The organism is Sphingomonas sp. Root720 (assembly GCF_001428605.1).
GTDB lineage: Bacteria > Pseudomonadota > Alphaproteobacteria > Sphingomonadales > Sphingomonadaceae > Rhizorhabdus.
In genome coordinates this window covers 132962-152431 of the sequence record NZ_LMID01000001.1, presented here as the reverse complement: position 1 = coordinate 152431, position 19470 = coordinate 132962, and the positions used below count along the sequence as shown (strand labels likewise).

Annotated in this window: 24 protein-coding genes; 11 read left to right on the top strand and 13 right to left on the bottom strand. The window is 67.8% G+C overall.

The window, feature by feature from the left end:
* Positions 1 to 25: 25 nt before the first annotated feature.
* From ASE22_RS00770 to ASE22_RS00760, 3 genes are all read left to right on the top strand, one after another.
* On the top strand, positions 26 to 436 hold the full coding sequence (locus tag ASE22_RS00770) for a MerR family transcriptional regulator (protein WP_056353637.1): 411 nt from the start codon (positions 26 to 28) through the stop codon (positions 434 to 436).
* A gap of 91 nt (positions 437 to 527) precedes the next feature.
* Complete coding sequence (locus ASE22_RS00765) at positions 528 to 989, top strand: DUF1465 family protein (RefSeq protein ID WP_056353634.1); 462 nt, start codon at positions 528 to 530, stop codon at positions 987 to 989.
* A gap of 55 nt (positions 990 to 1044) precedes the next feature.
* Positions 1045 to 2064 carry a LacI family DNA-binding transcriptional regulator gene (locus ASE22_RS00760; protein WP_056356162.1) on the top strand — a complete coding sequence of 340 codons (1020 nt, stop codon included), beginning with the start codon at positions 1045 to 1047 and terminating at the stop codon, positions 2062 to 2064.
* 16 nt (positions 2065 to 2080) lie between these two features.
* Here ASE22_RS00760 and ASE22_RS00755 read toward each other — a convergent pair whose 3' ends face one another.
* From ASE22_RS00755 to rsmI, 4 genes are all read right to left on the bottom strand, one after another.
* The gene (locus ASE22_RS00755) at positions 2081 to 2680 is read right to left on the bottom strand and encodes a DedA family protein (RefSeq protein WP_056353631.1); all 600 of its coding nucleotides are present in this window, start codon (positions 2678 to 2680) and stop codon (positions 2081 to 2083) included.
* 27 nt (positions 2681 to 2707) lie between these two features.
* Positions 2708 to 3655 carry a glutathione synthase gene (gene gshB / locus ASE22_RS00750; protein WP_056353628.1) on the bottom strand — a complete coding sequence of 316 codons (948 nt, stop codon included), beginning with the start codon at positions 3653 to 3655 and terminating at the stop codon, positions 2708 to 2710.
* A 103-nt stretch (positions 3656 to 3758) separates the two neighbouring features.
* Positions 3759 to 4109, bottom strand: coding sequence for a YraN family protein (locus ASE22_RS00745; RefSeq protein ID WP_056353624.1), 351 nt, complete (start codon positions 4107 to 4109; stop codon positions 3759 to 3761).
* On the bottom strand, positions 4106 to 4987 hold the full coding sequence (rsmI, locus tag ASE22_RS00740) for a 16S rRNA (cytidine(1402)-2'-O)-methyltransferase (protein ID WP_056353621.1): 882 nt from the start codon (positions 4985 to 4987) through the stop codon (positions 4106 to 4108). The genes ASE22_RS00745 and rsmI overlap by 4 nt, the downstream gene beginning before the upstream one ends.
* Before the next feature lie 12 nt (positions 4988 to 4999).
* Between rsmI and ASE22_RS00735 the strand changes: the two genes are divergently transcribed.
* Positions 5000 to 6187, top strand: a complete 1188-nt coding sequence (locus ASE22_RS00735) for a penicillin-binding protein activator (protein ID WP_056353617.1) — start codon at positions 5000 to 5002, stop codon at positions 6185 to 6187.
* A gap of 84 nt (positions 6188 to 6271) precedes the next feature.
* Here ASE22_RS00735 and ASE22_RS26540 read toward each other — a convergent pair whose 3' ends face one another.
* From ASE22_RS26540 to rph, 4 genes are all read right to left on the bottom strand, one after another.
* On the bottom strand, positions 6272 to 6475 hold the full coding sequence (locus ASE22_RS26540) for a hypothetical protein (RefSeq protein WP_156397431.1): 204 nt from the start codon (positions 6473 to 6475) through the stop codon (positions 6272 to 6274).
* 40 nt (positions 6476 to 6515) lie between these two features.
* Positions 6516 to 7703, bottom strand: a complete 1188-nt coding sequence (gene hemW, locus ASE22_RS00730; protein ID WP_056353614.1) for a radical SAM family heme chaperone HemW — start codon at positions 7701 to 7703, stop codon at positions 6516 to 6518.
* 92 nt (positions 7704 to 7795) lie between these two features.
* Positions 7796 to 8425 carry an RdgB/HAM1 family non-canonical purine NTP pyrophosphatase gene (gene rdgB / locus ASE22_RS00725; RefSeq protein WP_056353611.1) on the bottom strand — a complete coding sequence of 210 codons (630 nt, stop codon included), beginning with the start codon at positions 8423 to 8425 and terminating at the stop codon, positions 7796 to 7798.
* Positions 8422 to 9138, bottom strand: coding sequence for a ribonuclease PH (gene rph / locus ASE22_RS00720; protein WP_056356159.1), 717 nt, complete (start codon positions 9136 to 9138; stop codon positions 8422 to 8424). Before rph ends, rdgB begins: the two co-directional genes overlap by 4 nt.
* Positions 9139 to 9252: 114 nt before the next feature.
* On the opposite strand from rph, the gene hrcA reads away from it, so the two are divergent.
* Positions 9253 to 10281 carry a heat-inducible transcriptional repressor HrcA gene (gene hrcA, locus ASE22_RS00715; protein ID WP_414886072.1) on the top strand — a complete coding sequence of 343 codons (1029 nt, stop codon included), beginning with the start codon at positions 9253 to 9255 and terminating at the stop codon, positions 10279 to 10281.
* A 24-nt stretch (positions 10282 to 10305) separates the two neighbouring features.
* Here the strand turns inward: hrcA and ASE22_RS00710 are convergent, their stop codons facing one another.
* On the bottom strand, positions 10306 to 10626 hold the full coding sequence (locus ASE22_RS00710) for a PilZ domain-containing protein (RefSeq protein WP_056353607.1): 321 nt from the start codon (positions 10624 to 10626) through the stop codon (positions 10306 to 10308).
* A 124-nt stretch (positions 10627 to 10750) separates the two neighbouring features.
* Here ASE22_RS00710 and ASE22_RS00705 point away from each other — a divergent pair, with 124 nt between their 5' ends.
* Positions 10751 to 11596, top strand: a complete 846-nt coding sequence (locus ASE22_RS00705; RefSeq protein WP_056353604.1) for a cytochrome b/b6 domain-containing protein — start codon at positions 10751 to 10753, stop codon at positions 11594 to 11596.
* Positions 11593 to 12348, top strand: coding sequence for a molybdopterin-binding protein (locus tag ASE22_RS00700; protein ID WP_056353601.1), 756 nt, complete (start codon positions 11593 to 11595; stop codon positions 12346 to 12348). The genes ASE22_RS00705 and ASE22_RS00700 overlap by 4 nt, the downstream gene beginning before the upstream one ends.
* A gap of 23 nt (positions 12349 to 12371) precedes the next feature.
* Here ASE22_RS00700 and ASE22_RS00695 read toward each other — a convergent pair whose 3' ends face one another.
* The 3 genes from ASE22_RS00695 to ASE22_RS00685 all read right to left on the bottom strand — a co-directional run bounded on the left by ASE22_RS00695 (position 12372) and on the right by ASE22_RS00685 (position 16161).
* Positions 12372 to 13307, bottom strand: a complete 936-nt coding sequence (locus ASE22_RS00695; protein WP_162248275.1) for a DMT family transporter — start codon at positions 13305 to 13307, stop codon at positions 12372 to 12374.
* Between the two features lie 129 nt (positions 13308 to 13436).
* The gene (locus ASE22_RS00690) at positions 13437 to 14978 is read right to left on the bottom strand and encodes a 2-isopropylmalate synthase (protein WP_056353596.1); all 1542 of its coding nucleotides are present in this window, start codon (positions 14976 to 14978) and stop codon (positions 13437 to 13439) included.
* A gap of 277 nt (positions 14979 to 15255) precedes the next feature.
* Positions 15256 to 16161, bottom strand: a complete 906-nt coding sequence (locus ASE22_RS00685; protein ID WP_235537493.1) for a class I SAM-dependent methyltransferase — start codon at positions 16159 to 16161, stop codon at positions 15256 to 15258.
* On the opposite strand from ASE22_RS00685, the gene ASE22_RS00680 reads away from it, so the two are divergent.
* The 4 genes from ASE22_RS00680 to ASE22_RS00665 are packed head-to-tail and all read left to right on the top strand — an operon-like array spanning position 16160 to position 18500.
* Entirely contained in the window at positions 16160 to 16903 is a 744-nt protein-coding gene (locus ASE22_RS00680; RefSeq protein WP_056353590.1) for a ComF family protein, read from the top strand. The genes ASE22_RS00685 and ASE22_RS00680 overlap by 2 nt on opposite strands.
* Positions 16904 to 16951: 48 nt before the next feature.
* On the top strand, positions 16952 to 17209 hold the full coding sequence (gene grxC / locus ASE22_RS00675; protein WP_056356157.1) for a glutaredoxin 3: 258 nt from the start codon (positions 16952 to 16954) through the stop codon (positions 17207 to 17209).
* The gene (locus tag ASE22_RS00670; RefSeq protein ID WP_056353589.1) at positions 17209 to 18036 is read left to right on the top strand and encodes a carbon-nitrogen hydrolase family protein; all 828 of its coding nucleotides are present in this window, start codon (positions 17209 to 17211) and stop codon (positions 18034 to 18036) included. Before grxC ends, ASE22_RS00670 begins: the two co-directional genes overlap by 1 nt.
* A complete protein-coding gene (locus tag ASE22_RS00665; RefSeq protein WP_056353586.1) occupies positions 18033 to 18500 on the top strand; it encodes a DUF1178 family protein in 468 nt (155 codons plus the stop codon). The genes ASE22_RS00670 and ASE22_RS00665 overlap by 4 nt, the downstream gene beginning before the upstream one ends.
* Positions 18501 to 18521: 21 nt before the next feature.
* Here ASE22_RS00665 and ASE22_RS00660 read toward each other — a convergent pair whose 3' ends face one another.
* Positions 18522 to 19427 carry a LysR family transcriptional regulator gene (locus ASE22_RS00660; protein ID WP_056353584.1) on the bottom strand — a complete coding sequence of 302 codons (906 nt, stop codon included), beginning with the start codon at positions 19425 to 19427 and terminating at the stop codon, positions 18522 to 18524.
* Between the last annotated feature and the right edge of the window lie 43 nt (positions 19428 to 19470).

Genomic DNA, 19470 nt, shown 5'->3' with positions numbered 1-19470 from the left:
ATACAGTCCTTTCAGGGGGTCTTCCGTGGCCAGCAACTGCGTTCCTATCGTCGACATCGCATCGACCGATGCCGAGAGCTTCGGCATCGGCGAACTTTCCAAGGAACTGGGCGTCACGCCCCGCGCTCTGCGCTTCTACGAGGAGGAAGGCCTGATCGCGCCCACGCGCGACGGTGCCACGCGGATATATTCGCGCCGCGATCGCTTTCGTGTTGCCTGGATTCTGCGGGGAAAGAACATGGGCTTCAGCCTGGACGAGATCGGCGAGTTGCTGGATCTCTACGACGTCGGCGACGGCGGGACGACCCAGCGAGCCGTGGCCGCGCTGCGCTGTCGCGCGAAAGTGGATAATCTTCGTCGGCAAGTGGCCGATTTGCAGTCGATGATCGACCATCTCGGTCGTTTCGCCGATGGGCTGGAGGCCCAGCGGGGCTAAACAGCCTGACGCCGCGGAAACCAGCCGATTTCCGTCATGGTTAACCCATTTTTCGATTTCTGACGGCGTTCGGCTATGTCACTTATGACGCATGAACGAAGGCCCCAGAGAGATTCGCCTGCGCGGCCGGCTGGTTAACGGCCTGTATACCGAGGCGATGCTGCTCGCCGATGAGGTCCGGGGCTATTTCGAACATCAGGGACGCGACGACCGCGAGGCGCTTGACCCGCTCGTCCGCGTCACGCTGAGCTGCGAATCCCTGAAGGTCACCAGCCGGCTGATGCATGTCCTCGCCTGGTTGCTGACCGAGCGGGCGATCGAGCTGGGTCAGATGAGCGACGAGGAGGCGGCGGCGGCGGCCCGTCGCCTCGGCGATGCGGCGCCTAGCGACGCCGCCTCGATCCGCGGCCTGCCGCAACCCGCCATTGCATTGATCGATGCCAGCCAGGACCTCTATGCGCGGGTCCGCCGGTTGGAGGTCGACGCCCCGACCCAAGCCCCCACGTCTAGCCCGGCGCTCAGCCTGCTCGACCGCCTGGAACGGGCTTTTTGAATGGCCGTACCCGGTCCGGTCGCTGGCCGCTGCCGGCTTGGATGTCGCGCGCGCCATGGCCTCTAGCGAGAAACGGGACGGCGTCAGCAGTATTTCGGACATAGCCCGGCTGGCGGGGGTGTCGGCATCGACGGTGTCGCGCGCGCTGGCCGGCAGCAAGATGATCAGTCTGGAAACGCGCACCCGAATCAACGAACTCGCACGCGAGCATGGCTTCCAGCTCAATCAGATGGCGCGCAACCTGCGTCTCAAGCGGACCAATGCGATCGGCATCGTCTTCCCGCTGGGGCATGATATCTCGCAGCTGGTATCCGATCCCTTCTTCGTCACCATGCTCGGACATGTCGCCGACGGCGTGACCGCGCGTGGCTATGATCTGCTGCTGACCCGGATCGTTCCCGGCGACGACGGCTGGCTCGATGTGCTGGTCAATTCGGGCCGGGTCGACGGCGTGATCGTGATCGGCCGGTCGAACCAGGATGCCGTGCTGCGCCGGGTAGCATCCGGCTATCGCCCGATCGTCGTCTGGGGCGAGCAGACGGCCGATCAGGGCTATTGTTCGGTCGGGACGGACGATGTGGCAGGCGGCGCGATCGCGACCCGCCATCTGCTGGCAGGCGGACGGCGCGGAATCCTCTACGCCGGCCATTCCGAGCTGCCCGAAATCCACGCCCGGTATGAAGGATTCCTTGCCGCGCATCGCGAGGCGGGGATCGAGCCCGGGGGAATGGTCCTCGCGCCCCTCCACTCGGAGGGTGCATACCAGCTGTTCGTCGAACATCTCGCGGACCATCCCGCGCCCGGCGGGATCGTCGCCGCGTCGGACCTGATCGCGGTCGCGGCGATCCGGGCGCTTGTCGGGCACGGCCTGTCGGTGCCCGGCCAGGTCGCGGTGGTCGGCTATGGCGACGGGCCGCTCGCGTCGCAGGTCGCACCGTCGCTCAGCACCGTTCGCCAGAACCTGCGCGAGGGCGCCGAGCAGTTGGTCGACCGACTGTTCCGCAGGCTCGGCGGAGAGTCGTGCGACCCGATCGTGATGACGCCGGAGTTGATCTTGCGCGCTTCGGCGCCATGATGGCTCGGGCTTGCGGTCAGCGCGAGGGGCGCCAGGTAAGCACGCGCCACAGGTACCAGGCGCTCATGGCGACCAGCAGCAGGGTCGAGGCGAGGCCTAGCCAGGTCTCCATCTCGGCGAAGCGCGTACCGAGGATCCAGCCGCCGATCGCGAGCATGGCCGACCAGCCCAGGGTACCGACGGACGACCACAGTACGAATGGCAGGAAGCGCATCCGCATCAGTCCGGCGGGCACCGAGACGAGCGAGCGGATCGTCGGCATCATCCGGCCGATGCAGACGAACAGATAGCCGTGGCGCATGAACCAGCGCTCGCCGCGGTCGACCTCGTTCCAGTCCATCGTCAGCCAGCGGCCATGGCGCTCGATCAACGGCCGGAGTCGGTCGAGCCCCAGCCAGCGCGCGGCGAGATACCAGACGATGTTGCCGAGCATCGCGCCCGCGGTTCCCGCCAGGACCGCAGCCGGCAGGGTCATCATGCCCTTGGCGACCTGCAGCCCGGCCATCGACATGATGACCTCCGAAGGGATGGGCGGGAAGATCGTCTCCCCGAACATCAGCAGGAATAGGCCCAGATAGCCGCCGTCGGCGATCAGCTGCTGGACCCAGTCGCTCATGTTGGGCTCCGTCTCGGGCCTGGGGCGTCAGCGGACCTTGGCTTCGATCGCGTCCCAGATCATCGCGGGCGTATCGGTCCCGTTGAACGTGTCGATCGCGACGATGCCGGTCGGCGACGTGACGTTGATCTCGGTCAGATGCCCGGCGATCACGTCGATTCCGACGAAGAGCAGGCCGCGAGCGGCGAGGTCGGGACCGAGCGCGTCGCAGATCTCGATCTCGCGCGGCGACAACGCGGTCGCATCGGCGCGGCCGCCGGCGGCGAGGTTCGACCGGATCTCACCCTCCTTGGGCAGGCGATTGATGGCGCCGGCGACCTTGCCGTCGACCAGCACGATCCGCTTGTCGCCCTTGGACACGTCGGGAAGAAACGCCTGGACCATGAAGGGCTCGCGCCAGACCTGGCCGAACAGCTCGGTCAGCGCGGCGAGATTGGCGTCTTTGCGACCGACATGGAACACCGCCGATCCGGCATTGCCGTAGAGCGGCTTCACCACCACCTCGCCATGCTCGGCATGGAAGGCGCGGGCGTCGTCGAGCCGGCGGGTGATCATCGTCGGCGGCATGAACTGCGCATAGTCCAGCACGAACAGCTTCTCGGGCGCGTTGCGGACCGAGGCAGGATCGTTGACCACCAGTGTCCTGTGCTGGATCCGCTCGAGCAGATGGGTGGCCGTGATATAGGCGAGGTCGAAGGGCGGGTCCTGCCGCATCAGGATCACGTCGATATCCTCGGCGAGATCGAGGATCACCGGTGCGCCGACCTCGAAATGATCTCCCGCCACGCGCTGGAGCTTCACGATCGGCCGCGCCGGCGCCGTCACCCGCCCATCGCGATAGCAGAGGTCGCCAGCGTTATAGTGCCAAAGGCTGTGCCCCCGGGCGAGCGCGCCCAGCATGATCGCGAAGGTCGAATCGCCCGCGATGTTGATCGTCTCCAGCGGATCCATCTGGACGGCGACTTTGAGGGGCATGGGCAGGCTCCGATGGTTTCGGAGGCCTAACTAGGGGGTGGGAGGGAGCGCTGCAATGCCCCCGCTCCACATATGGGTCCTTCCCCGCACGGAAGCAGGGCCGTCAGCCATGCCAGACATTTTCCAGATGCACCGGGACCCGCCAAGGCCGAACGAGCATCACGTCGATCCGGACATTTTCCGCGCCCTCGCCATAGCGTGGCAGCAGCGCCTCGGCGGCGGCGACGACCCGGCGCAGGCGATAGTCGTCGATCGCCGTCGCGAGCCCGGCCGCATCGCCGCGCGTCTTCACCTCGACGAAGGCGAGGGTCTTTCCGCGCCGCGCGATGAGGTCGACCTCGCCGCGCCGCGTCTTCACCCGTTCGCCGACGATCCGCCAGCCATGCAGTCTCAGCCACCATGCGGCGATGCGTTCGCCGCTGCGGCCCTGCTTCTCGGCGGCGCGACGGTTCAATCGCCGTCCCTGATCGCCATTGCCCGCGTGTAGAGATCGCGGCGGTTGAGGCCCGTCGAGCGGGCGACTTCGCTGGCGGCCTTTCCGGTCGAAAGGTGGGTCAGCGCGATGCGCAGCAAAGCGTCGGCATCTTCCATCGATGCGGCGGCGCGGGGCCCGGGCGGGCCTACGACAACGACGATCTCGCCCCGGGGGCCGCTTTCGCTGTAGCGTTGGGCCAGGTCGGACAGCGGGCCGAGCACGCTTTCCTCGAAGGTCTTGCTGATTTCGCGGACCACCGCCGCCTCGCGGTCGCCCAGCCCGTCGGCCAGCGCCTGGAGGGTGGCGCCGAGGCGTGGACCCGATTCGTAGAGGATCAGCGTCGCCCGCACCGCGGCGACCTCCGCGATCGCGTCGGCGCGCGCTTTCTCCTTGGACGGCAGGAAGCCGAGGAAGAAGAAGCGATCGGTCGGCAGGCCCGCCAAGGTCATCGCCGCGACCGCCGCGCAGGGGCCGGGCAGGGTGGTGACGGAAATGCCGGCAGCCCGCGCGTCGCGGACCAGCTTGTAGCCGGGATCGGAGATCAGAGGCGTCCCCGCGTCGGAGACGAGCGCCACCGCCTGCGTCGCCATCCGCGCGATCAGAGCGGGGCGCACCTTGTCCGCATTATGGTCATGATAGGGTGTCATGGGCCGCTTGACCCCGAGGTGATGGAGCAGCTTGGCGGTGACGCGGCTGTCCTCGACCGCGATCGTTTCGGCCCGCGTCAGGACCGATGCGGCGCGCGGCGACAGGTCACCCAAGTTGCCGATCGGCGTGGCCACGATATACAGGCCCGGGGGGAGGGGTGCTTCGGATGCCTGTGCATCGGTCGCGCCTTGTTCGGTAATTTGGTTCATAAGGCAGAACAGATGGCAGAGGCCCCCGCTTACAGGCAACCGCGATATTCGATCCTGAAGGGAGCGGTGCTTGGTTTCGCCGCCCTGCTCGCCGGCTGCGCCGGTATGGTGCCGAAGGGCCGGCCAGGGCGGCCCGCGACTCCGCCGCCGGCGGCCGAGGCGCCCACCCCGGGCACGCTTCCGGGGGATCAGGCGCGGCACCGAATCGCGCTGCTCGTGCCGCTGTCGGGCGCCAATGCCGCGGTCGGCCAGTCGATCGCCAACGCGGCGACGATGGCGCTGATCGATACCGGCAACAAATCGGTGCGGATGACGACCTACGACACGGCGGCCGGCGCCGCGACTGCAGCCAACCGCGCGCTGGCGGACGGCAACCGGCTGTTCCTGGGGCCGCTACTGTCGGAGGATGCTGCCGCGGTGGCGCCGGCCGCGCGCAAGGCGGGCATTCCCGTCATCTCCTATTCGAACGATGCGGCGGTTGCGGGCAACGGCTTGTTCGTGATGGGCTTCTCCCCCACCCAGTCGATCGACAGGGTCGTCCACTATGCGAAGAGCAAGGGCATCAAGCGCTTCGCGGCCCTGGTGCCGACCGGCGTCTATGGACGCAACGCTTCGACCGCGATCATCCGATCTGTCGAGAGCGCGGAAGGCAGTCTCGTCGCCATGAAGAGCTACGAGCGCAATGCCAGGTCGCTTCAGAAGGCGGTGGCCGAACTCGGCCACAACCAGGCTTATGAAGGCGTGTTGATTGCCGACAACGCCCGGCTCGCGAACAGCGCGGTGCCGATGATCCGTAAGGTCTCCAGCCAGCAGGCGCGCATCCTCGGCACCGAACTGTGGGCCGCCGAACCGTCCGCGTTGACCGCGCCGGCCCTCAGCGGCGCCTGGTACGCCAGCGTCTCGGACGGGCGCTATCGCCAACTCGCGTCCTCCTATCGCCGGCAGTTCGGCAAGGCGCCGTTCCGGCTCGCGAGCCTCGGCTATGATTCGATGCTGCTGGTGGTGAAGATCGCGCGCGACTGGAAGGTGGGGGAGCGCTTCCCGGCCGATCGATTGCGGGACGAGGATGGCTTCGTCGGTGTCGACGGCGCTTTCCGCTTCGGTCCCACGGGGGTCGCTCAACGGGCGCTGGAGGTGATCGAGGCGAGTCCGGCGGGAGTGAAGACCGTGTCTGCGGCGCCGGCCAGCTTCAAGGAGTAGTATGCTGCAAGCGCGAAAGCATATTGATGGAAGGAAATCGTGGCGGTGCCGGGCCGATGGCGCCGGACACCGCCGCGAATTGGGTCAGAGGGCGACCACGACGCCGATGGCCAGGGCCTGAGCGGCGATCGCGATGATTGCCGAAGCCGCACTTTCGAAATAGCGCATGTTGTTTTTCCTGCGAATGCTGTGTTTTGCTTTATCTCGCACTTGCGATTGTGCGATGCAGCGTGCGCTAGGCGCGGCGAAGCGTGATGGCAATTTCCAAAGGTAGAGGTACGATTGCATAATACGCAATCATACCATTGCGTTATCCGAAATGGGGAAGCTAGGCTGTCACGATTTCTGCCAATATCGCGTCGAGCAGCAGCATTCCGGCCTCGGTCACCGTCAGTCGCTCGCCGCGACGTTCCAGCAGTCCCTGTCGGGCAAGCCGATCGGTGGCGGCCCGGTCGACGAGGCGATCCACATCCAATCCGCTGAGGCTCGCTATCCGGCCCAGGTCGATGCCTTCCGCCAGGCGAAGTCCCATCAGCAGCGCTTCCTGTGCCCGCGCTTCGGCCGGGAGATCCTCTTCCTGCTCGATCCCATGGCCGTTGGCGGCGACGCGGGCCATCCAGTTCTCGGGCTTCTTGCGCCGCACGGTGGCGACGCCGTCGCGCCGGCCGTGGGCGCCTGGCCCGATGCCCGCATAATTGCCATAGCGCCAATAGGTCAGATTGTGCCGGCTCTCGGCGCCAGGACGGGCGTGATTCGATATCTCGTAAGCGGGCAGGCCGGCGGCGGCAGTCGCCGCACGGGTCTGCTCGAACAACTCGGCGGCCAGATCGGAGTCGAGCGGGGTGAGATCGCCCTTGGCCATCCGGCTCGCGAATTGGGTCCCGGGCTCGATGGTGAGCTGGTAAAGCGAGAGATGCTCGGTTCCGAAGCCGAGTGCCCGGCCCAGCTCGGCGCCCCAGTTTTCCGGGGTTTGTCCAGGGCGGGCATAGATCAGGTCGAAGCTCACCCGTCCGAAATGCCGCTGGGCGACATCCAGCGCGGCCAACCCTTCGTCGACGCTGTGTGCGCGGCCCAGCCAGTGCAGCACGTCGTCGTCGAGCGCCTGGATGCCCAGCGAGACCCGGTTGACCCCGGCACGGGCGAGATCGGCGAAGCGCGCGGCCTCCACGGAAGAGGGATTGGCCTCCAGCGTGATCTCGATATCGTCGCTCGTCGGCCAATGGCGGCTCGCGGCGTCGATCAGTGCGGCGACCGTATCGGGCGGCATCAGCGACGGCGTACCGCCGCCGAAGAAGATCGAGCTCAGCCGACGGTTCGGAAGCTGGGCGGCCTCATGGGCGAGGTCCTGCAGCAATGCCGTGCGCCACGCCGCCTGGTCGACGCTTTCGCGGACATGGCTGTTGAAGTCGCAATAGGGGCATTTCGAAACGCAGAACGGCCAGTGGATGTAGAGCGCGAGCGACTCATCCGCCCTTCGTGTCGGGGAGGGAATGGGAGTGGGTGGCGAGCCTTCCATCGTTCCGTCGAACTCCACCGAAGGGCATCGAGCCCCCAGGTTCCGTGACCCGTCCCTACACCGCCCCCTTCCGGGGAGGAGGGGGGGCTTTTCTAGAAGACCGCCGCGACCAGCTTGGCGAAGGCGTCGGCGCGGTGGCTCATCGCATGCTTGGCGTCGGGTTCCATTTCGCCGAAGCTGACGTCGTGGCCGAGCGGCTGGAAGATCGGATCATAGCCGAAGCCCCTGTCGCCGCGCGGCGGCCAGACGATCAGGCCGTCGACCCGCCCTTCGAAGGTCTCGACATGGCCGTCGGGCCAGGCGAGCGACAGCGCGCAGACGAAATGCGCGTCATGGCCGGCTTCTTCGCCGGCTTCCAGCAGCCGGGCATGGACCCGGCGCATGCCCTCGGCGAAGTCACGGCTGCCGTCGGCAAGCTCGGCCCAGCGTGCCGAGAAGATTCCGGGCTCGCCGCCCAGCGCCTCGACGCACAGGCCGCTATCGTCGGCGAGCGCCGGCAGACCGGTGAGATCGGCCGAGAAGCGCGCCTTCAGCTCGGCATTGGCGGCGAAGCTGGTGCCGGTCTCCTCCGGCTCGGGAACGTCGAGCGCCCCGGCCGACACCGTCTCGATCCCATGGGGAGCGAGCAGTTCGGCGATCTCGCGCAGCTTGCCCTTGTTGTGGCTGGCGATGACCAGCTTGCCGGGGCCGAGCTTGCGATGGAGGAGACCGTCGTCGCTCACCGACCGGTCGCCTTGCGCTGCGCCGCGAAGATTTCGCCGCAGCCGATGCGCGCCAGGCGGAGCAGTCTCAACAAGGCTTCCTCGTCATAGGTCGCTCCTTCGGCGGTCGCCTGCGCCTCGGCGATGTTGCCATTGTCGAGTAGCACGAAATTGGCGTCAGCATGGGCATTCGAATCCTCGATATAATCGAGGTCGAGCACCGGAGTTCCCTGATGGATGCCGCAGGAGATCGCCGCGACCTGCGCCGTGATCGGGTCCTCGGCGATCGCACCCGACGCGAGCAGCTTGTCGACCGCGAGACGCAGCGCGACCCAACCGCCCGAGATCGAGGCGGTGCGGGTGCCGCCGTCGGCCTGGATGACGTCGCAGTCGATCACGATCTGGCGCTCGCCGAGCTTCGCCATGTCGACGACCGCGCGCAGCGAACGGCCGATCAGCCGCTGGATCTCCTGGGTGCGGCCCGATTGCTTGCCCTTGGCCGCTTCGCGGCTGCCGCGGGTATGGGTGGCGCGGGGCAGCATGCCATATTCGGCGGTGACCCAGCCCTGGCCCTTGCCGCGCAGGAACGGCGGAACCTTCTCCTCGACCGAGGCGGTGACCAGCACCTTGGTGTCGCCGAAGCCGATCAGGACCGAGCCTTCGGCGTGGACGGTGAAACCGGTTTCGATGCTGATTGCCCGCATTTGATCGGGGGCGCGGCCGGATGGGCGCATGAACATTCCTTCTCTGCTATGTGCCCGGCTCCTTAGAGCCTGATCGCTCGAGGTGGAAGCCTGTTGAGCGGAGGAGGCAGCTTCACTATCTCTGCTGGAGTGAACAGCCAGCCCATGTCCGAAATGTCGAGCCGCGCACGCGACGTGTTCCGCGTCGTGGTGGAGAGCTATCTTGGCTCGGGCCAACCCGTCGGGTCGCGCACCATCGCCAAGCTGGCGGGGCTGAATCTGTCCCCGGCCTCGATCCGCAACGTCATGCAGGACCTCGAGGAACTGGGGCTGCTCGCCGCGCCGCACACCTCGGCGGGGCGGATGCCGACTCAGTCCGGCCTGCGCCTGTTCGTCGACGGGATGATGCAGACCGCCGAGCCGTCAGCCGATGAGCGTGCCGCGATCGAGGCCCGCGCGGCGCGTGGCAGCCCCGTCGAGGAGGCGCTGGCGCAGACCAGCGCAGTGCTGTCGGGCCTGTCGGCCTGCGCCGGCATCGTGCTGGTGCCGCCGCACGAGATGGTATTGCGCCAGTTCAGCTTCGTGCCGATCTCCCGGCAGCAGGCGGTGGCGGTGCTCGTCGGCCAGGACGGCAGCGTCGAGAACAGGGTGGTCGATCTGCCGCCCGACGTGCCGTCCTCGGCCCTCGTCGAAGCGGGCAATTTCATCAGCGAGAGGCTGGCCGGCCTGAGCCTGTCCGAGGCGCGCGCGCGGATCGAGGCCGAGCTGGGTCGAGAGCGCGCTGCGCTCGACGCGGCGGCGGCCTCGCTGGTCCAGCAGGGGCTGGCGGTCTGGTCGCGCGACGGCAGCGCCCGGCCGGTGCTGATCGTCCGGGGCCAGGCGAACCTGATCGATCCGACCGCCGCCGCCGACCTCGAACGGGTCCGCCAGCTGCTCGATGAGATCGAAGGCAAGGAGGAGATCGCCCGGCTGCTCGACAGCGCCCGGAGCGGGCAGGGGATGAAGATCTTCATCGGATCGGAGAACAAGCTGTTCTCGCTGTCGGGGTCGTCGGTGATAGCGGCGCCCTATCGCGGCGGCGACGGCCGCGTCGTGGGGGTCGTGGGCGTGATCGGCCCGACCCGGCTCAACTATGCGCGAATCGTGCCGATGGTCGACTTCACCGCGCAGGCACTTACGCGGATGATGACCTGAGGCCAGCCGATCCCGGCGCCGGGATCAGCGGTCGTTCTGATGGGTGCTGCGCGAGACGAGGCCCATCACGACTTCTTCGGACAGGGATTCCTCGAACTGAATGCCGAAGCGGTTGCCTTCGACCCAGCGGACCACGCCGGGGACCTCGAAATTCTGGCGTTCGAGCAGCAGGCGGCAGCCGATCGGCAGCGGCGGCGAGGCGCTGACCATAGCGCCGCCGCGCGACAGGTCGAGGAGCACGCCGTTGCATTCGCCATGGACCGAGAAGAGGGTCGCGGCGAGCATGATGCGATGGCGCCCATGGCGGCGCGCGTCGCCTTCCTCCTGTTCACTGGCAACGGCCATTGCGTCTCGATTCCCTTGATTCCTTCTGATCCGCAACCGGCATAATCGCCGATCATCCCTAATGATTTCCTAAAGGGCGCGGTTGACTAGGGATTACCGCTCTTCCCATGATAGGATGTCGTCCATGACCGAGGACACACGGGAAAATGGCATGCCGCCGCCGCGGGGCGGCGATCTCGTCCGCCGGCATCGGCCGTCGACGCGGCTGTGGCACTGGATCAACGCCTTCACCATCTTCGTGATGCTGATGAGCGGGTTGATGATCTTCAACGCGCATCCGCGCCTCTACTGGGGCCAATATGGCGCCAACTACGATCGGGCCTGGTTGCAGATCGGGGCGTCGGGCGGGCGCGGGGTACTGATCATAGGCCGGGAGACGATCGACACGACCGGCCTGCTCGGTGTCTGGAAGGACCAGGACGGGGTGGAGCGGCGGCGCGCCTTCCCCTGGTGGGCGACGATTCCGTCGAGCTACAGCCTTGCCGACGCCAGGATCTGGCACTTCTTCTTCGCCTGGGTGCTGGCGGTGTCGGCGGCGGCCTATCTGGTGGTCAGCCTGGTCAACCGGCATCTGCAGCGGGACCTGCTGCCGCGCGGGGAGGAGCTTCGCCCGCGCCATGTCTGGCATGACATCCGCGATCATCTGCGACTGCGCTTTCCGCGCGGGGCCGCGGCGCTGCGCTACAATATCCTCCAGAAGCTTGCCTATCTCTCGGTAATCCTCGGGTTGATCCCGCTGCTGATCCTCACGGGGCTGACCATGGCGCCGGGCGTAAACGCCGCCTGGCCCTGGCTGCTCGACCTGTTCGGCGGGCGGCAGTCGGCGCGGTCGATCCATTTCCTCTGCGCCGCCGCCATGCTGCTGTTCATCGTCGTACACCTGCTGATGGTGCTGCTCGCCGGACCGTTCAACGAGATTCGTTCGATGATCACCGGCCGTTACCGGCTGCCGAAGGAGGTGGACGAATGATCTCGCGCCGGACATTGATCGGATCGCTGGCGGCGGGGACAGGGGGGCTGCTGCTGTCGGGCTGCAACCGGATCAACGCCAATCCCCAGCTGCGTTCGGTGCTGCAGAGCGCAGAGGGGCTGACGATGCGCGCGCAGCGATTGATCGCCGACCGCACCGCCCTGGCGCGCGAGTTCGATGCCGCCGACCTCTCGCCGGTGTTCCGCGCCAACGGGACTCGCCAGCCAGCCGGCGCCGCCTATGAGGCCCACCGCATGGCGGGCTTCGCCGACTGGCGGCTGGTCGTCGACGGACTGGTCGCGCGGCCGCAGTCGCTGTCTCTAGCGCAGGTCCGGGCGATGCCGCGCCGGACCCAGATCACCCGGCACGATTGCGTCGAGGGCTGGAGCGCGATCGGCCAGTGGACCGGCGTCCCGCTCAAGCTGCTGCTCGACGCCGCGGGTCTGCGATCGTCGGCACGCTATCTGATCTTCCATTGCGCCGATCGTTATGGGCAGGCCGATTATTACGAGAGCATCGACCTGATCGACGCCTTCCACCCCCAGACGATCCTCGCCTGGGGGCTCAACGGCCAGCCGCTGCCGGTCGGTAACGGCGCGCCGTTGCGCCTCCGGGTCGAGCGCCAGCTGGGCTACAAACATGCCAAATATGTCCAGCGGATCGAGGCGGTCGACAGCCTCGCCGGCCAGGGGCGCGGCAAGGGTGGCTATTGGGAGGATTACCACGATTATGCTTGGTATGCGGGCATCTAGTCGGGCTCCCAGCTGCGAGGACGTCAGCCGCGACGCCGTCCCGGGCGGCTTTCGAGCAGGGTGAACAGCCCGACCCCGCCGATCACCAGCGCCGTGCCCGCCGCCTCGCCGATGCCGAACGGCTCGCCGAGGACGGCGATGGCGAGGACGATCGTCACGACAGGGCTGATCGTCGAGATGATCGCGGTGCCCTGTGCGCCGATCCGGGCGGTGCCGGCCGACATCATGAAGGTCGGCACGATCGTCGCGAAGACCGCCAGCGCGACCATCAGCGCCCAGGCACGCGGTGGCGCGGGGGGCAGGGCGATGCCGTGGGTCAGTGCGAAATGGGCGATCACCGACAGGCCGGCGGCAGTCATCGCGATCGCGGTGAAGAGCACCGGCCCGCAGCGCAGGATCAGTTCACGCGCGAACAGCTGGTAGAGTGCGAAGGTCCCGGCGGCGGCGAGGATCATGCCGGCGCCGCCGATCATGCCCGGCGTCAACCGCGACGGATCCGATCCGAACATGACGAGCAGCCCGGCGTAGCTGAGGCCCGCGCCCGCGAGCGCGTGAAAGCGCAGCCGGTGGCCGAAGATCAGCCGCCCGAACAGGATGACGAGGAAGGGATAGGTAAACAGGATCAGCCGCTCGGCCTGCGCTTCGACCGATTGCAGCCCGGCGAAATCGAGCCAGGACGAGACATGATAGCCCAATATGCCGACGAGCGCCGCCAGGCCGATGGTACGGACATCGGGGCGTTCTCCGATCGGGCGGCGGCGCCACTCGATCAGGCCGACGCCCAAGAACACCGGCAGCGACAGCAGCATCCGCACCGCCAGCAGCGCCGTGGGGTCGATATTGTAGACGTAGATCAGCTTGATCAGCACGCCCTTGATCGCGAACAGCATCGAGCCGATCGCGGACAGGAGAAAGCCTGTCAGCCGCCAGCGTGCGGTGGGCATGGGAACTTGGGACATGGCACCCGTCATTCTCCCCGCCCGCTTGCGGGAGGGGCAGGGGTGGGCGCGCAGTCCGTCAGGGCCGCGCTCTACCCGGTTGTTGGAGGCTCCCCCCGGCCGTCCCGCACGGGAGGGCCGGGAGAAGGATCACCCCGCCTGGGCGTCGACGGGCGCCCGGCCGCGCTTGACCATCATCTTGTTGAGCGCGTTCACATAGGCGCGGACCGATGCGACCATCGTGTCCTGGTGCGTGCCGCGGCCCCGCGTGGTCCGGCCGTTCTCCGAGAGGAGGACCGACACCTCGGCCTGCGCGTCGGTGCCGCCGGTGACGGCGTGGACCTCGTAGCGCTCGAGCACCGAGCTGTCGTGCGGCACGATCATGCGGATCGCGTTGAAGAGGGCGTCGACCGGGCCATTGCCGCGCGACGTGACGGTCTTCTCCTCACCGTCGACCTCCAGCGTCAGGATAGCGCGCTGCGGCCCGTTCGATCCGCAATAGACCTCGACTTCCTTGACCTGGATCGAGTCGTGGCCGCGCAGCACCTCGTCGTCGACCAGAGCGACGATGTCCTCGTCGTAGACGGCCTTCTTGGCATCCGCGAGCGCCTTGAAGCGGCCGAAGGCGTCCTGGAAGGCGTTGTCGCCGAGCGTGTAGCCCAATTCCTCGAGCTTCTGGCGGAAGGCGGCGCGGCCCGAATGCTTGCCCATCACCAGGTTGCTGTGGGTCAGGCCGACGCTTTCGGGGGTCATGATCTCGTAGGTCGAGCTGTCCTTGATCATGCCGTCCTGGTGGATGCCGCTCTCATGCGCAAACGCGTTGGCGCCGACGATCGCCTTGTTGGGCTGGACCTGGAAGCCGGTGATCCCCGAGATCAGGCGCGAGGCGCGGGTGATCTCGCTCGAGACGACGTTGGTGGCGTAGGGCATCACGTCGTGGCGGACCTTCAGCGCCATCGCGATCTCCTCGACCGCGGCATTGCCGGCGCGCTCGCCGATACCGTTGATCGTCGATTCGACCTGCCCCGCGCCGCTCATCACCGCCGCCAGCGTGTTCGCGACCGCGAGCCCCAGATCGTTGTGGCAATGGGTCGAGAAGACGGCGAGGCCGGCATTCGGCACCCGCTCGATCATGTCGCGGAACATCGCGCCATAGGTCTGCGGCGTCGCATAGCCGACCGTGTCGGGCAGGTTGATCGTCCGCGCGCCGGCGGCGATCGCGGTCTCGATCGCGCGCGCCAGGAAATCCGGCTCGGTGCGGGTCGCATCCTCGGCCGACCATTCGACGTCGGGGCAGATGTTGCGGGCATGGCGAACCGAGCGGTCGATCGCCTCGAGCACCTCGTCGGGCGTCTTGTTGAGCTTGACCCGCATATGCAGGGGCGAGGTGGCGATGAAGGTATGGATGCGCGGCGCGACGGCGTGTTGGACCGCTTCCCATGCGCGGTCGATATCGGCGGCGCCGGCCCGCGCCAGGCTGGCGACGGTGGCGCGCTTGCACTGGCGGGCGACCTCGGACACCGCCTCGAAATCGCCGGGAGAGGCGATGGCGAAGCCGGCTTCGATGATGTCGACGCCCATCGTCTCGAGCTGGGCCGCGACCTGCAGCTTCTCCTCGAGATTCATCGAGCAGCCCGGGGACTGCTCGCCGTCGCGTAAGGTGGTGTCGAAAATCTTGATCGTCTTGGTCACGGTACCTGCTCCTGCTGCAGGGTGGTCATTTCGGGGTTCTGGATCCGACCCTTAGACGCCGTGGCTTGCCGGGCCTGTCTCGACCCCAAGCGAAATCGCGCGCCTAAGGGCGCGTAAGTCGAAGCAGGAGGAGGGCGAACGGCCGCGTCATGTCGAAGCGGTCCATACACAGGACGGGCGCGCCAAGTCCATAGCCAATGCTGCCTCGCATCGGACGCGATCGCTTATGCAAAGGTCCCCTGTTCGCTGGACCGGTGGAGGTTGGAGGTTATTCGCTTCAATCCTTCGGCCGCAGCGCGTCCGCCAGCGATGCCGTCGCGCTGCCGCGTTTCGCGGGCTTGGGCTGGTCCGGGCTCGGCGCCCAGCCCGACAGATAGACGAGGTCGAAGCTCTCGCGCAGGCGTCCGTCGGGGCCGGCCTTCGCCTGGAACTGCGCGAATAGCTCGGTCAGCCAGGCGCGGCCGGGGGCGGTCCGGGCGCGCCGGGAGAGGATGTTCGTCGCGGCCATGCCGCGAAGGTCGTGGACGAGCCGGATCGGATCGCCATAGCCGACGTCGAGCCGCTCGCCATCCGCGACCTGCAGCGCGAAGCCGGCGCGCGACAGCAGGTCGCCCGCCGCGCGGACGTCCACCTGCGGATGGATGCGCGGGACGGCGCCCCCGCTGGTCGCGCTGTCGGCGGCCAGGGTTGCCCCCTTGAGCCAGCCGAGGCTTCCCGCGCCGACGAAGCCGCCGAGAAACAAACCGTCGGACCGCAGCACCCGGCGCACCAGCGCGAGCGCGCCGGGCAGGTCGTTGACGCTGTCGAGCGTGCCGACCGATACGACAAGGTCGAAGCTGGCATCGGCGAAGGGCAAGCGGTCCTCGTCGCATTGTACCCCGCCGGAGGCGCGTGCGAAGGCGAAACCAGGATCGGCACTGACGATGCGCCGGCCCGCCGCGGCGAAGCGCCCGGCGATCCGCCCGTCATGGCAGCCGAGGATCAAGGCGCGATCGAAGTCCCGCGTCACCATCGCCAGCCGCTCGGCGAGTTCCTCGGCGATATGCTCGACCAGGAAATCATGCTCGGCGAAGCGCGCCGCCGCACGGTCGCGGCGGCGGCGGCGGAGGTTCCGGTCGAAAATCGCGGGCTGGTCCATCGTGCGCGCTTGTGCCGCCAGCGCGCTTGCGTGACAAGAAGCCATGGGGCTGATCGGAGGATTGCGAGGGGTCGCCGACGCGGGGCTGCGCTTTGCGCTGCCGCCACGCTGTCCCGGCTGCGGGGTGGTGACGCCCGACATGCACCAGTTCTGCCTCGATTGCTGGACGGCGCTCGATTTCCTCGGGGACCCGCAGTGCCGGCGCTGCGGCGCTCCGTTCGAGGTCGATCCGGGGGCCGGCGCGCTGTGCGGCGCCTGCCACGCCGATCCGCCCGCCTTCGATTCGATGCGCGCCGCCGTCGCCTATGGGCCGATCGCCCGCGCGCTCGCGCTCAAGCTCAAATATGGCCGCCGCCCCGGCATCGCCCACACCATGGCCGCGCAGCTGCGGCGGCACTTGCCCGATGGCGAGGCGAGGCTGGTGGTGCCTGTCCCGCTCCACCGCTGGCGTCTCTGGAGCCGGGGTTACAACCAGTCGGCGCTGATGGCGCGCGCGGTGGCGCGCGGAACGGGCCATCTTCTCGCGCTCGACATCCTCGTCCGCACCAAGGCGACCCCGCCGCTGCGCGGGCTCGGTCCCGACCGGCGGGTCAAGGCTGTGCGGGGCGCCTTCGCGGTGCGCGACAAGGCGATGGTGAAGGGGCGGGCGGTGCTTCTCATCGACGATGTCTACACAACCGGCGCTACTGCCGACGCCTGCGCGCGGGCGCTGAAACGGGCGGGGGCGAGCCGGGTCGATCTCGTCTGCTGGGCACGCGTGGTGCGCGATGGCGATGTCGCGCGTTGACATTCGCGCCCGCCAACAACATTTCGGGCCGGAAAAGGAATGGATCGCATGCCCAAGGTTGAAATCTACACCAAGGCCTTCTGCCCCTATTGCTCGCGCGCCAAGGCGCTGCTCGAGACCAAGGGTGTCGAATTCGAGGAATATGACATCAGCATGGGCGGCCCCAAGCGCGCCGAGATGCTCCAGCGCGCGAACGGCGGGTCGACCGTACCGCAGATCTTCATCGACGACCGGCATGTCGGCGGTTGCGACGACATCTTCGCGCTCGATCGGCAGGGCAAGCTCGACCCGCTGCTCGCCGGCTGATGCGGGTCGCCGTCCTCCAGAGCCGGACCGGAATCGACCCGGCCGCCAATGCCGCGGTGCTGACCGATGCGGTCGCACAGGCGAGGGCGGGCGGGGCCGATATGCTGTTCACGCCGGAGATGTCGGGCCTTCTCGACCAGAACCGGGCCCGCGCTATGGCCCATCTGCGCGAGGAGGACGGAGATCCGGTCCTGGCTGCGGTGCGCAGGGCGGCGGCAGAGCAGGGCCTGTGGGTCGATCTCGGCTCGCTGGCGCTGACCGGCGGGGCGGACGGCCGGCTCGTCAACCGCGGTTTCGTGATCGACGACCGGGGCGAGATCCGAGCGCGCTACGACAAGATTCATCTGTTCGACGTCGACCTGCCGACCGGGGAGAGCTGGCGCGAATCCAACGCCTATGCGCCGGGTGAGCGCAGCGTGATCGCGACGACGCCCTGGGCAAATATCGGCCTGTCGATCTGCTACGACATGCGCTTCCCGGACCTCTATCGCGCGCTCAGCAATGCCGGTGCGGAGCTGCTGTCGGTGCCCGCCGCCTTCACCGTGCCAACCGGCAAGGCGCACTGGCATATCCTCTTGCGCGCCCGGGCGATCGAGGCGGGCGCTTTCGTCGTCGCTGCCGCGCAGTGGGGCGAGCATGAGGATGGCCGCGCTACCTATGGCCATTCGCTGGTGGTCGATCCCTGGGGCGAGGTGCTGCTCGACATGGGGGAGGGCGAGGGAATCGGTTTCGCCGACCTCGACATGGATCGGCTCGCCGATGTCCGCATGCGCGTGCCCGCGCTCAAGAATCGCCGGCCGATCGGCGCGGTCGAGGTCAGCGCATGATCGTGTTCGATCTCGCTTGCAGGAATGCCGGGCATGTCTTTGAAATCTGGTTTGGATCGTCCTCCGACTATGAGGACCAGAAAGCCCGTGGCCTCGTCTCCTGCCCTTATTGCGGATCGACCGATGTCGACAAGGCGGTGATGGCGCCGAACGTCGCCGCCAAGGGCAACAGCCGCAACGACACGCCCGCCGCGTCGCTTCCCGCCGCTGCCAACATCCCGCCGCCGGAGGCCTTCAAGGCGATGATCGGCAAGCTGGCCGAGGTCCAGGCGAAGATGCTCGAAGGCTCCGACTATGTCGGCGGCGATTTCGCCGACGAGGCGCGCTCGATGCATCTCGGCGAGCAGGAAAGCCGTCCGATCCATGGCCAGACCAGCCCCGAGGAAGCCAGGGCGCTGATCGAGGAAGGCGTGCCGGTCGCACCGCTGCTCCTGCCGGTCCGTTCGCCGAAAAGCGAGAACTGACTGGCGACCAGCATCGGGACGCTATCGCAGGCGCTCCGCGAGGAAATCCACGAACGCCCGCACCCGCGCCGGAATATTGGCACCGCCGACGAAGACGGCATGGATCGGCTCGACGTCACCCGGATTATACGCCTCCAGGATCGGCACCAACCGGCCGTTCGCGATCGCGTCGGCGACGCTGAAGGCGCCGACCCGGGTGATGCCCACGCCATCGGCGGCGAGCTGGCCCAAGGTCTCGCCGTTGTTCGCCTCGATGCTGCCCTTCACCGCCAGCGCATAATCGCGTCCGTCCTTGCGGAACGGCCAGACCGGCTCGACCCGACGGAAGTTGAAGTTCAGGCAGACATGGTCGTGGAGATCCTCGGGAACATGCGGCGTGCCGTGGCGGGCCAGATAGCCGGGGGAGGCGACGATCATCCGCCGTGTCTCGCCAAGTTTGCGCGCGGTCAGCGCGCTGTCGGCGAGCGGGCCGAACCGGATGGCGATATCGGCCTGCCCGCCGGCGATGTCGACCACCGTGTCGGTCAGGCTGATGTCGACGAGGATGTTGGGATGGACGCGGACGAAATCGCCGAGCAGCGGGACGACACAGAGCCGGCCGTGCGACTGTGCCGCGCTGACCCGCAGCCGCCCGCGCGGTGCGCCCTGGTCGGCGATCGCCTGCTCGGCATCGTCGAGATCGGCGAGGATGCGCCGCGCCGCGCCGAGATAGGCCTGACCCTCGACGGTGAGGGCCAGCGCCCTGGTCGTCCGCAGCAGGAGGCGGACGCCGAGCCGCGCCTCGATCCGGTCGATCGTCCGGCTGACCGCCGACGGGGTAAGGCCGAGTTTGCGTCCGGCCGCCGAGAAACTCCCCTCGGCCGCGACCGCCGCGAACATCTCCAGCGCGCGGGCCCGGTCGGTTTCGATGGTTGCCTTTGCGCTCATATCAAAAATCCTTCGCGTATCGACGATCTAGCGGCCCGGGATT

Coding starts and splice junctions, on each gene's coding strand:
- ASE22_RS00765 (WP_056353634.1), top strand. CDS start 528: ATGAACGAAGGCCCCAGAGAGATTCGCCTGCGCGGCCGGCTGGTTAAC.
- ASE22_RS00760 (WP_056356162.1), top strand. CDS start 1,045: ATGGCCTCTAGCGAGAAACGGGACGGCGTCAGCAGTATTTCGGACATA.
- ASE22_RS00755 (WP_056353631.1), bottom strand. CDS start 2,680: ATGAGCGACTGGGTCCAGCAGCTGATCGCCGACGGCGGCTATCTGGGC.
- gshB (WP_056353628.1), bottom strand. CDS start 3,655: ATGCCCCTCAAAGTCGCCGTCCAGATGGATCCGCTGGAGACGATCAAC.
- rsmI (WP_056353621.1), bottom strand. CDS start 4,987: ATGAACCAAATTACCGAACAAGGCGCGACCGATGCACAGGCATCCGAA.
- ASE22_RS00735 (WP_056353617.1), top strand. CDS start 5,000: ATGGCAGAGGCCCCCGCTTACAGGCAACCGCGATATTCGATCCTGAAG.
- ASE22_RS26540 (WP_156397431.1), bottom strand. CDS start 6,475: ATGCAATCGTACCTCTACCTTTGGAAATTGCCATCACGCTTCGCCGCG.
- hemW (WP_056353614.1), bottom strand. CDS start 7,703: ATGGAAGGCTCGCCACCCACTCCCATTCCCTCCCCGACACGAAGGGCG.
- rph (WP_056356159.1), bottom strand. CDS start 9,138: ATGCGCCCATCCGGCCGCGCCCCCGATCAAATGCGGGCAATCAGCATC.
- hrcA (WP_414886072.1), top strand. CDS start 9,253: ATGTCCGAAATGTCGAGCCGCGCACGCGACGTGTTCCGCGTCGTGGTG.
- ASE22_RS00710 (WP_056353607.1), bottom strand. CDS start 10,626: ATGGCCGTTGCCAGTGAACAGGAGGAAGGCGACGCGCGCCGCCATGGG.
- ASE22_RS00705 (WP_056353604.1), top strand. CDS start 10,751: ATGACCGAGGACACACGGGAAAATGGCATGCCGCCGCCGCGGGGCGGC.
- ASE22_RS00700 (WP_056353601.1), top strand. CDS start 11,593: ATGATCTCGCGCCGGACATTGATCGGATCGCTGGCGGCGGGGACAGGG.
- ASE22_RS00695 (WP_162248275.1), bottom strand. CDS start 13,307: ATGTCCCAAGTTCCCATGCCCACCGCACGCTGGCGGCTGACAGGCTTT.
- ASE22_RS00680 (WP_056353590.1), top strand. CDS start 16,160: ATGGGGCTGATCGGAGGATTGCGAGGGGTCGCCGACGCGGGGCTGCGC.
- ASE22_RS00685 (WP_235537493.1), bottom strand. CDS start 16,161: ATGGCTTCTTGTCACGCAAGCGCGCTGGCGGCACAAGCGCGCACGATG.
- grxC (WP_056356157.1), top strand. CDS start 16,952: ATGCCCAAGGTTGAAATCTACACCAAGGCCTTCTGCCCCTATTGCTCG.
- ASE22_RS00670 (WP_056353589.1), top strand. CDS start 17,209: ATGCGGGTCGCCGTCCTCCAGAGCCGGACCGGAATCGACCCGGCCGCC.
- ASE22_RS00665 (WP_056353586.1), top strand. CDS start 18,033: ATGATCGTGTTCGATCTCGCTTGCAGGAATGCCGGGCATGTCTTTGAA.
- ASE22_RS00660 (WP_056353584.1), bottom strand. CDS start 19,427: ATGAGCGCAAAGGCAACCATCGAAACCGACCGGGCCCGCGCGCTGGAG.